This is a genomic window from Streptomyces sp. NPDC104581, from assembly GCF_055583685.1.
Genome location: NZ_JBVJNN010000066.1, coordinates 17839 through 27469, shown reverse-complemented (window position 1 = coordinate 27469; position 9631 = coordinate 17839). Strand labels below are relative to the sequence as shown.

The 9631-nt window shown below is 73.8% G+C and carries 10 protein-coding genes and 1 pseudogene; 5 read left to right on the top strand and 6 right to left on the bottom strand.

The window, feature by feature from the left end; genetic code table 11:
- Positions 1 to 110: 110 nt before the first annotated feature.
- The 4 genes and pseudogenes from ACZ61E_RS31285 to ACZ61E_RS31270 form a co-directional block, all read right to left on the bottom strand.
- Positions 111 to 944 (bottom strand): DUF1206 domain-containing protein, encoded by an 834-nt coding sequence (locus tag ACZ61E_RS31285; RefSeq protein WP_469703661.1) that lies wholly within the window; start codon positions 942 to 944, stop codon positions 111 to 113.
- A gap of 118 nt (positions 945 to 1062) precedes the next feature.
- A pseudogene (locus tag ACZ61E_RS31280) lies at positions 1063 to 2262 on the bottom strand (lysophospholipid acyltransferase family protein); the annotation flags it as partial.
- A gap of 257 nt (positions 2263 to 2519) precedes the next feature.
- Positions 2520 to 3395: a phosphatidate cytidylyltransferase gene (locus tag ACZ61E_RS31275; RefSeq protein WP_469703659.1), complete on the bottom strand. Its 876-nt coding sequence runs from the start codon at positions 3393 to 3395 to the stop codon at positions 2520 to 2522.
- Positions 3392 to 3967, bottom strand: coding sequence for a CDP-alcohol phosphatidyltransferase family protein (locus ACZ61E_RS31270; RefSeq protein WP_469703657.1), 576 nt, complete (start codon positions 3965 to 3967; stop codon positions 3392 to 3394). The genes ACZ61E_RS31275 and ACZ61E_RS31270 overlap by 4 nt, the downstream gene beginning before the upstream one ends.
- Before the next feature lie 100 nt (positions 3968 to 4067).
- Between ACZ61E_RS31270 and ACZ61E_RS31265 the strand changes: the two genes are divergently transcribed.
- Entirely contained in the window at positions 4068 to 4613 is a 546-nt protein-coding gene (locus tag ACZ61E_RS31265) for a GNAT family N-acetyltransferase (protein WP_469703656.1), read from the top strand.
- A gap of 80 nt (positions 4614 to 4693) precedes the next feature.
- On the opposite strand, the gene ACZ61E_RS31260 is transcribed toward ACZ61E_RS31265, so the two are convergent.
- The gene (locus tag ACZ61E_RS31260) at positions 4694 to 5467 is read right to left on the bottom strand and encodes a hypothetical protein (RefSeq protein WP_469703654.1); all 774 of its coding nucleotides are present in this window, start codon (positions 5465 to 5467) and stop codon (positions 4694 to 4696) included.
- The gene (locus ACZ61E_RS31255) at positions 5464 to 5802 is read right to left on the bottom strand and encodes a PadR family transcriptional regulator (protein WP_469703652.1); all 339 of its coding nucleotides are present in this window, start codon (positions 5800 to 5802) and stop codon (positions 5464 to 5466) included. The genes ACZ61E_RS31260 and ACZ61E_RS31255 overlap by 4 nt, the downstream gene beginning before the upstream one ends.
- 293 nt (positions 5803 to 6095) lie before the next feature.
- Between ACZ61E_RS31255 and ACZ61E_RS31250 the strand changes: the two genes are divergently transcribed.
- The 4 genes from ACZ61E_RS31250 to ACZ61E_RS31235 all read left to right on the top strand — a co-directional run bounded on the left by ACZ61E_RS31250 (position 6096) and on the right by ACZ61E_RS31235 (position 9515).
- Positions 6096 to 6227, top strand: a complete 132-nt coding sequence (locus tag ACZ61E_RS31250; protein ID WP_469703650.1) for a hypothetical protein — start codon at positions 6096 to 6098, stop codon at positions 6225 to 6227.
- 156 nt (positions 6228 to 6383) lie between these two features.
- On the top strand, positions 6384 to 7424 hold the full coding sequence (locus ACZ61E_RS31245; protein ID WP_469703648.1) for a 3-isopropylmalate dehydrogenase: 1041 nt from the start codon (positions 6384 to 6386) through the stop codon (positions 7422 to 7424).
- A 225-nt stretch (positions 7425 to 7649) separates the two neighbouring features.
- A complete protein-coding gene (locus ACZ61E_RS31240) occupies positions 7650 to 8753 on the top strand; it encodes a branched-chain amino acid aminotransferase (protein ID WP_469703647.1) in 1104 nt (367 codons plus the stop codon).
- Between the two features lie 162 nt (positions 8754 to 8915).
- Positions 8916 to 9515, top strand: a complete 600-nt coding sequence (locus ACZ61E_RS31235; protein ID WP_469703646.1) for a TetR/AcrR family transcriptional regulator — start codon at positions 8916 to 8918, stop codon at positions 9513 to 9515.
- Positions 9516 to 9631: the final 116 nt, after the last annotated feature.

Below are 9631 nucleotides of genomic sequence, written 5' to 3'. Positions count from 1 at the left end.
CCCCCCCCCCCCCCCCCCCCCCCCCCCCCCCCCCCCCCCCCCCCCCCCCCCCCCCCCCCCCCCCCCCCCCCCCCCCCCCCCCCCCCCCCCCCCGACCCGGGTGGCCCTGCTCAGACCTTGCGATGGCGCGCCATGCCGAACGAGAACATCCCGAACAGCACCAGCCCCACCGCGACCAGCACGAGCAGCCAGGGACCCGCGGGGGTGTCCGTGAACGAACGCAGCGTGTCGTCGAAGCCCTTCGCCTTGTCGGGCTCGTAGTCCATGGCCGCCTTGACGACGAACCAGCCCAGCGCCGCGAACAGCAGCCCGCGCGCCAGTCCGCCGCCGACGCCGGTCACGTCGATGTAGCGCTTCGCCCCGCGTGACATCTGCCCGAGCTTGAGGTGCTTGTGGTACGACCGCCTCGCGGCGCGAACCCCGATCCACACACCGGCGCCCAGGATGCCGATGCCGGCGGCGCCCACCAGCCACTGGCCGGCGGGCAGCTCCAGCGCCTTGGCCGTGACGTCCTGCGACTGCTGGTCGCCCGACGAGCCGCCCTTGTCACCGGCGGCGAACGAGAGGACCGAGTAGGCCACGAAGCCGTAGAAGAGGAACCGCCCGGCCGACAGCAGCCGCGTGCTCGTCTTGTGGCCGTCGGGTCCGGCGGCACCGAACAGGGCCTCGGACAGCCGCCACAGGCACATGCCGACGAGACCGATACCCAGTGCCCACAGGACGAACGAGCCCATGGGCTTCTCGCCGATCTCGGCGAGCGCGCCCCCGCGGTCGGCCTGCTGCCCGCCGCCTCCGAACGCTATCTGGAGCGCCAGCAGCCCGATCAGCAGATAGATGACGCCACGCGCCGCGAAACCCCAGCGCGCCGCGACGTCCATCGCAGAGCTGTTGGCGGCCTGGCGGCCCTTGCCGCGGCCTCTGATCGACATCGTCCGTGCGTTCATATGACCCTCCCCATTCGTTTCACCGGGTGCCCCCGGCACGGGCACGGAAACGGTGCGTGGAAACGGCGCAGGGCACCGGGGGCGGGAAGCGGGTGAGCCGGACGGGGCGGCGGTGCGCTCAGCTCCAGCCCACCACGACGAGCGAGAGCCCCGCGGCGAAGCCGGCGGTCAGCAGGGCCACATACGCACCGTAGTACCGGCGGAAGCGGTGCAGGAGCAGACCGAGCATCCCGAAGACCGCGCCGACCGTCAGCGTCCGCGAGCCGCGCGCTGCCGCGGACTCCGCCAGCCATTCGCCCGCCGGTACGCCGGCCCGGCCCGCCTCGGCGGCGTACACCTTGAACGGGACCCCGTTCCACGGCTGGTGGCGTACGGCGGAGGCCGACTCGGTCGCCAGCTCGTGCCGCACCTCGGCCCGCATCCGGTCCGTCGTCAGCGGCGCGGGCAACTCGTGCCCCGTGTTCGCCAGTTGGAGGGCCAGCAGGCCGCCGGCGAGGCTTCCGGCGAGCGCGGCGAGAGAGAGCCGCAGCGCCGCGCGGGGGAGGGCCACACACAGGACGCCCAGCAGCAGTTCGGGCATCAGCGGCCAGCTCAGCGCCTCCGCGCAGGCCCAGGCGAAGGCCAGCGGCATCCCCCAGCGCGACGCGGCCACCGCCGCCACCCGGCGCCTTACGCGGGAGTCACGCGGCGGCTCCGTACCCGTGCGGGCGTGCAGCGCCGCGACCGCGGCCCGTGCGTCCTCCGGCGTCGCCGACGGCGGCAGCGGCTCACCGATCCGCACCCGCACCGGCGACGGACGCAGCCGCCCGTGCTTCGGCAGCAGCCGGTCCGTGCCCGAGATGCCCACCGGTACGACCGGGACGCCCGCGCGCTCCGCGAGTACCAGCGCGCCGCGGTGAAAGGCGCCGACCGCTCCGTCCGCCCCGCGCGTGCCCTCGGGGTACAGGACGACCGCGCGGCCGGCCCGCAGGCCGTCCGCCATGGACATCAGGTCGTCCATGCCACCGCCGGTGCGCCGTACCGGGAAACCGGCGGCCAGCACCCGGCAGACGCGCCGCCGCCACGGCGAGGCGAACCAGTAGTCCGCGGCCGCCCCGATGGCGGGGCGGTGCCGGGCCCCGAGCGCAGCGAGAAGCGCGGCGGTGTCGGCGTGCGAGGAGTGGTTGGCCACAACCACGCACCCACGGGGCGGCAGTTGGCCCCGCCGCCGCACGCCGCCGGTGACGGTGAGGACGACCCACCACAGGGCGCGGCGCAGGACCGAGCCGAGGCGCGAGGGTACGAGAGCGGGCGCCGGCGCGGGACCGGGGCCGCCGGCGACGGCGCGCCGCCCACGCCCCCGGGCACCCGCGGGACCGCGCCGTCCGGACCCCCGAAGCCGCCGCGAACGGCGCCCGTGGACCTCACCGGGCCGCCCGGTGGCGGACGCGACAGCCGCCCCGTCCTGACCCGCGCCGCCGGCCGCCGCTCGGAGACGTCGGTGCCCGACCGTCGCCGAGCGCCCCCGCAGCCGGCGCGGCCGCCGCCGCCCCGACCGTGCCCCGGCCCCCTCACGGGAGGCGATACGTGCCGCCGTCATACGGTCACCACCATCGCGAGCAGGAGGGCCAGCAGCAGGGAGTCGATCCGGTCGAGCAGCCCGCCGAAGCCCGGCAGCCAACTGCCCGCGTCCTTCACCCCCGCCTCCCGCTTGACCATGGATTCGAGCAGGTCGCCGAGGACGCAGCCGGCCAGCACCGCCGCCCACAGCAGCGGCGTGAAGGCACCGACCGCGGCCAGGGCGAGAGCGGTCGCCCCCGCCGCGCCGAGCACCCCCGCCCAGGTCTTGCTGGGGGAGAGGGGGGACAGCGGCCGGGCGAGCGGCCCGCGCCGCCCCAGCGCCGTACCACCGCACCACGCCCCGATGTCGCCGAGCGCCACCGCAAGTCCGACCGCGACCGCCGTGTCCTGAAGGACCACCAGCCCGGTGAGCGGGAGGGGAATCCACAGCAGGGCGAAGACGGTGCGCGCGCTCCGGGTGAAGCCCCGTTCGTGGTCACCGGTGAGCAGCGCCGGGAGCACCGCCGCCACGAGCAGCAGCACCACCACCCGCAGATCGACCGCCCGCGGGTCCAGCGCGTCCGGCACCAGCCACGCCAGTGCCGGGAGCCCGACGGCGGCCACGGTCAGTACGGCGTGCTCCGCACGCGGCAGCCCCGTCATCCGCACGTACTCGCCCACCGCCGTCACCCCGAGCGCCGCCGCGAGCGCGAAGGCGCCCCCGGCGCCCAGGAACAGCGTCCCGAGGAAGACCGGAGCGGCGACCGCCCACGTCCGCCACCGCTTGCGCAGCTCCGCCCGCACCGCGACCCGCGACGGCAGCGCCGCCACCGCGATCCCGCTCGCCCCGAGGGCGCCGACGACGAGGGGGACGGCGCGCCCCACGGCCTCACCCACCACGACGGCGCTCACGCGAGCTTCCTCCAGACCCAGCCGAACCGCACGACCGCGGTGAGCGCCGAGCCCGCCGCGACCACGACGAGCACCGGCACCGCCCACCCCGTCGCGGCGGCGATGACGACGAGCAGGCACCGTTCGGTCTTGCCGACGGGGCCCCCGTTACGGCGCGGCGCGCCCGCCGCCGCGCCCGCCAGCGACACCCAGGACGGCAGCGTCGCCGCCAGGGCGGCCAGCGCGACCAGCCACAGCGGCGCCAGCGCGACGAAGCCGGCCAGGACGACCAGGTCGGCCGCACGGTCGCCGAGTTCGTTGAGCACGGCGCCGCGCCGTGTCGTCCGGCCGGTGTCCCTGGCCAGCGCCCCGTCGAGGTTGGCGAAGGCCAGCCGGGCGGCGAGCAGGGCGGCGACGGGGAGCGCGGCGAGCGGTCCGGCGGGCAGCCACGCCACGGCGGCGGCCGCACCGGCCGCGCTGAGGACACCCGCCGCGGTGAGCGTGTCGGGCGACACCTCGCGGCGTACGAGAGCGGCCCGGACTCCGGAGAGCCGGGACGCGTACCAGGGCTTGAGCGCGTAAAGGCCGTTCATGCGCCAACTGTCGTGGCGGGCACGGCTTTTCGACATGGAGCAACTACTCAACCGCGTACTGAGTACGTGCGCGGGCACCCGGCCTGGAAGAGTGAGAGGCATGTCCGACCCGCTGCGCACCGCCCACACCTTCGAGCTCGACCCGGCGACCCTCGGCGAGATCCGCGAACTCCTGGACGACGCCTTCGACGGGGCGTTCAGCGAGGAGGACTGGACGCACGGGCTCGGCGGCGTCCATGTCCTCGTACGGGACGGCACGGGCGCGCTCGTCGCCCACGGCAGCGTGATCCAGCGCCGGTTGACGCACGCGGGGCGGTCGTACCGCGTGGGTTACGTCGAAGCCGTCGGCGTGCGCGCGGACCGGCGCGGTGACGGGCTCGGCGGCCGGGTCCTTGAGGTACTGGAGCGGGTGATCGCGCGGGCCTACGACGTGGGCGCGCTGTCCGCCTCCGACTCCGGCGCCCGGCTCTACCGCTCGCGCGGCTGGCACCTGTGGCGGGGCCGGGTCGAGGCGCTGAGCCCGGACGGGGTCGTACGGCTGCCGGAGGAGGAGGGCACGACCTGGCTCTGGCCGGTGCCGGACCGCGAACTCCCGTCCGCCGACCACGCGTTGGTCTTCGACTGGCGCGACGGCGACGTGCTGTAGGCAACGGGCCTCCGGGCGGCGGACCCGGGGGCCGCGGGCCAGGACCTCCATCCACCGGCCACGGGCCACCACCGGCCCGCTCAGCCCCGCTTCCCCACGTCCCGGTCCTCGGCGCCGTCGATCACGTCCTTCCGGACACCGGACTGGGCGGCGATCCCCACGGCGACGGCGATCGGGATGAACAGCGCCAGGTTGAACTCCACGGCCCCGGAGCCGTGAAGGAACGCCAGGACCAGCGCGCCCACCGCCGTCACGGCCAGCGACACCCGCGTCCTGCGGCCGAAGTAGAAGCTCCACCGCGGCGTCCCCGGCCGGGTGGCCACCGTCGCCGCCGGTCCCGCGCTCGCCGCCCCGGGCCGTTTGAGATACAGGTAGTACGTCCACTGCCCGCACGGCTCCCACCCGTCCGGGGCCAGCTCCTCCTCCACCGTGTCGCGGTCCCGGTCGGTCAGCGCCTCGCGCCGGTACTCCCAGCGCAGCGCCGCCCCGACGGTGCGGCGGCACACGAAGCGGCCGAAGGCGTCCAGCCGTTCGACCTCCCAGCCCTGGGCGCCGTAGACGTCGAGCAGCCTGCGGTCGTTGTAGATGTCGGTGGTCCACTTCCATGTCTCGGCGCCGGCCTCCGGCTCCTCGGGCCCACCGCCGTCGCCGCCGCCCGTGAGGCGCGCGGCGAAGTCCCCGACCGGCCCGAACTCGTCCTCGGCCGCGGAGCCTGTCTCCGCCAGATACGCCGTCAGGTCGGTGACGGTGACGCTCACCTCGCGCTCGGCCATGCCGCCGGCGCGCAGGGCGGCGGCCAGCTCCTCGAAGTACCCGGTCCCGGTCCCGGTGCCGGGCGGCTTGCGGTCGCTCATGACGCCCCCTCGGTGCTCAGCATCTTCCGCACGGTGGTGTGGAACTCCAGCCAGTTGCCGCTCTCGGCGGCCAGCCGGCTCCGGCCCTCGTCCGTCAGCCGGTAATAGCGCCGCCCCGGTCCGCGCTCGGACGCCCGGAACTCCCCGACGACCAGCCCGGCCTCTTCGAGCCGGTTGAGCACCGGGTAGAGCGTCCCGCCCTTGATGTCGCCGAGTCCGGCGCCGGCGAGGGCCTTGGAGATCTCGTACCCGTAGCTCTCGCCCCCGGTGAGACAGGACAGGACGAGAAGGTCGAGGACCCCCTTGAGCCAGCTGGATCTGCGGTCTGCTGCCATGGCTGTATCCCACCACCATCTAGATAGGAAAGCAACCTAGATAGCTGTGCCGGATCAGCGTGGGCGTCTCAGATGGTAGGACGTCCGACTAACTGTGGAGACAGAACGGCCTCGCTCCCTTAGCTTTGTAGGAGCCGAACGACTCGCTCGACCCAGCGAACGGCGGACGTGAGCAATCGCCCCCACACAGGCAACCCCTGTAGCGCGTGCTCCCCGCCCAACCGGCGCCTCGCAGATGCCTCATACGGCTCCCCCCTGCCGTATGCCTCAGCTGTCTCAAGGAGTCGATCACCATGGCCGAGACGACCATCCGCCGCCGCGTCCGTCACACCCCCCGCGGCACCGAGTCCGACCGCAAGAACGCCGCGGCGGCCCTCCAGCGCGCCCTCGACCGCAGGGACAACGGCGGCTCGACCGGCCACTGAGCCGCAGCCGCGCCGCCACTCGCTTCGGCGCGCCACCGGCGCGCCGTCGCCGTCCCGTGCCGCGCGTCGATGGGCGCGTGCCCACCCGCAACACGCGAGCGTCCGAATCGTGGACCGCGTGTGTCAGGCACTGGGACGAGCAGTAAGGTGCCCGTCATGTCTCGCAGCATCAATCTCGCAGTGATCCCCGGTGACGGCATCGGCGGGGAGGTCGTGGCCCAGGGCCTGAAGGTCCTCGGCTCCGTGCTCCCGCAGGATGTGAAGCTGGAGACCAAGGAGTACGACCTCGGCGCCCGGCGCTGGCACCGTACCGGGGAGACCCTCCCGGACGCGGACCTCGCCGCGCTCAAGGCGCACGACGCGATCCTCCTCGGTGCCATCGGCGACCCGTCGGTGCCGTCCGGGATCCTGGAGCGGGGGCTGCTGCTGAAGCTGCGGTTCGCCTTCGACCACTACGTCAACCTGCGCCCGTCGAAGCTCTTCCCGAACCAGGCGACCCCGCTCGCCGGCCGCCCGGACATCGACTTCGTCGTCGTCCGTGAGGGCACCGAGGGCCCGTACACGGGCAACGGTGGTTCCCTGCGCACCGATACGCCCGCCGAGGTGGCCACCGAGGTCAGCCTCAATACGGCGTACGGCGTGGAGCGTGTCGTGCGCGACGCGTACGAGCGTGCCGACTCCCGTCCCCGCAAGAAGCTGACGCTGGTCCACAAGAACAACGTCCTCGTCCACGCGGGCCACCTCTGGAAGAGGATCTTCGACCGGGTCGGCCAGGAGTACCCCGAGGTCTCCACCGACTATCTGCACGTCGACGCCGCGACGATCTTCTTCGTCACCCAGCCCGAGCGCTTCGACGTGATCGTCACCGACAACCTCTTCGGTGACATCCTCACCGACCTCGCCGCCGCCGTGACCGGCGGCATCGGCCTGGCCGCGTCCGCGAACATCAACCCCGACCGGGCGTTCCCGTCCATGTTCGAGCCCGTCCACGGCTCGGCCCCGGACATCGCGGGCCAGGGGAAGGCCGATCCCACGGCCACCATTCTCTCCGTCGCACTGCTGCTGCGGCACCTCGGCTTCGACGCCGAGGCCGTCCGCGTCGAGGAGGCCGTCGCGGCCGACCTCGCGGAGCGGGGCGACGCGCCCCGTACGACCGACGAGATCGGTGACGCGCTCGTCGTACGAGTAGCGGGCTGACCCGACGACTCCCACAGCCGCCGGGTCACCGCACCCGGCGGCTGTGCTTTGCGGCCACCGGGTGTCACCATCATCCGTAGGGCCGCATTCACCCCGTTTCATGCCGGGCCCCGCCAGGCGCGATAATCGCCCTGGGCCGCGGCATGAGGGAAAGCTCGGACGTCCTAGTACCTGTAGCGGCGTGAGCGCGGTCCGTCACACACAACCGGTGAAGGACAAGAACCCATGACCACGCCCACGACACCGCCGCCCACGCTCGCGCTGAAGCCGTCGTCGAATCCGCTGTCCGACGCGAAGCGCGAGGCGATCCTGGCCGCCCCCGGCTTCGGCCGCCACTTCACCGACAACATGGTGACCATCAGGTGGACGGAGGGCCGGGGCTGGCACGACGCGCAGCTCGTCCCGTACGGCCCGCTCTCCCTCGACCCGGCCAACATGACGCTGCACTACGCGCAGGAGATCTTCGAGGGGCTCAAGGCGTACCGCCGCCCCGACGGCACCGTGGCCACCTTCCGGCCCGAGGCCAACGCCCGGCGCTTCCAGACCTCCGCCCGCCGGCTGGCGATGCCGGAGCTGCCGGTCGAGACCTTCATCGAGGCGTGCGACGCGCTGGTCCGCCAGGACGAGGCGTGGGTCCCGCCGCACGGTGGTGAGGCGTCGCTGTATCTGCGGCCGTTCATGATCGCCGCCGAGGTCGGGCTCGGGGTGCGGCCCGCGAACGAGTACCTGTTCCTGGTCATCGCCTCCCCGGCCGGCGCGTACTTCCCCGGCGGTGTGAAGCCCGTCTCCATCTGGCTCTCCGAGAACCGGGTGCGCGCCGTTCCGGGCGGCATGGGCGACGCCAAGACCGGCGGCAACTACGCGGCGTCCCTGCTCGCGCAGGCCGAGGCGGCGGCCGAGGGCTGCGAACAGGTCGCCTACCTGGACGCCGTGGAGCACAAGTGGGTCGAGGAACTGGGCGGCATGAACCTGTACTTCGTGTACGGGGACAAGATCGTCACCCCCGAGCTGACCGGCTCGCTGCTGGCCGGAATCACCCGCGACTCGCTGCTCGGAATGGCCGGTGACCTCGGCTACACGTCGCAGGAGCGCCGGATCTCCATCGACGAGTGGCGGCGCGACACCGAAAACGGCACCCTCACCGAGGTCTTCGCGTGCGGTACGGCCGCCGTCATCACCCCGATCGGGCTCGTCAGGTCGGCGAGCGGCGAGTGGACGCACTCGGGCAGGGAGCCGGGCGCCGTCACGTCGAGGCTGCGCGAGGCCCTGCTCGACATCCAGACGGGCCGGGCCGAGGACGTCCACGGGTGGATGCACCGGATCGGCTGACGCGCCACCGGCCTCACCGGCGCCGCGCCGCGAGGCCCCTCTTCACGCGGAGGGGCCCCGCGCCCGTGCCCCGGACCGCGCCGGGAGCCGCGTCGCCGGTGCCGCGATTCACTGCGTGACCCACCGGCAACCCCGTGTGTACGCATCAGGTACAACGGACGGGTGACACCCACCGCGCGCCGCCGCAACGCCGCCCCGCCCCGCGAGGCCGTGCTCTCCGCCGCCATGGACACCATCGCCGGGGGCGGGCTCGATGGGCTCACCATGGCGGGGCTCGGCCGTGACGTCGGGATGAGCAGCGGGCACCTCCTCTACTACTTCCGTACGAAGGACGAGCTGCTGCTCCAGACCCTGGAGTGGAGCGAGACCCGGCGCGGCGCCGAGCGCCGAGGGCTGCTGGCCCGGCAGGCGACGGTGCGGGAGAGGCTGGACGCGTACGTCGATCTGTACGTCCCCGCCGGCCACCGCGATCCGCACTGGACGCTCTGGCTGGAGGTCTGGAACCGCTCGCAGGACGCCGACGACGACGCACGCGCCCGGCAGGCGGCGATCGAGCGGGCCTGGCACCGGGATCTGGTGGCGCTGCTCGCCGAGGGGATCTCGCACGGTGAACTGCGGCCGGTCGACCCCGACCGGTTCGCCGCGAGGCTCCGCGCGCTGCTCGACGGCTTCAGCGTCCACCTGGTGGTCGGTATACCGGGCACCGGCAGGGCCCAAGTCCTGCGACATGTTCGCGAGTTCATCGAGGACTCGCTGCTCTGAGCCGGGTCGGGAGCCGCCCCGCCCCCGCTGTCCCGGGGCGCCCGCTTCACCCACCTGGCGCATCCGTACCGCCCGTATCGTGAGACGGGGCTTCCGGCGCAGGGTAAACGTGCCAG

Coding starts and splice junctions, on each gene's coding strand:
- ACZ61E_RS31285 (WP_469703661.1), bottom strand. CDS start 944: ATGAACGCACGGACGATGTCGATCAGAGGCCGCGGCAAGGGCCGCCAG.
- ACZ61E_RS31270 (WP_469703657.1), bottom strand. CDS start 3,967: ATGAACGGCCTTTACGCGCTCAAGCCCTGGTACGCGTCCCGGCTCTCC.
- ACZ61E_RS31265 (WP_469703656.1), top strand. CDS start 4,068: ATGTCCGACCCGCTGCGCACCGCCCACACCTTCGAGCTCGACCCGGCG.
- ACZ61E_RS31260 (WP_469703654.1), bottom strand. CDS start 5,467: ATGAGCGACCGCAAGCCGCCCGGCACCGGGACCGGGACCGGGTACTTC.
- ACZ61E_RS31255 (WP_469703652.1), bottom strand. CDS start 5,802: ATGGCAGCAGACCGCAGATCCAGCTGGCTCAAGGGGGTCCTCGACCTT.
- ACZ61E_RS31250 (WP_469703650.1), top strand. CDS start 6,096: ATGGCCGAGACGACCATCCGCCGCCGCGTCCGTCACACCCCCCGCGGC.
- ACZ61E_RS31245 (WP_469703648.1), top strand. CDS start 6,384: ATGTCTCGCAGCATCAATCTCGCAGTGATCCCCGGTGACGGCATCGGC.
- ACZ61E_RS31240 (WP_469703647.1), top strand. CDS start 7,650: ATGACCACGCCCACGACACCGCCGCCCACGCTCGCGCTGAAGCCGTCG.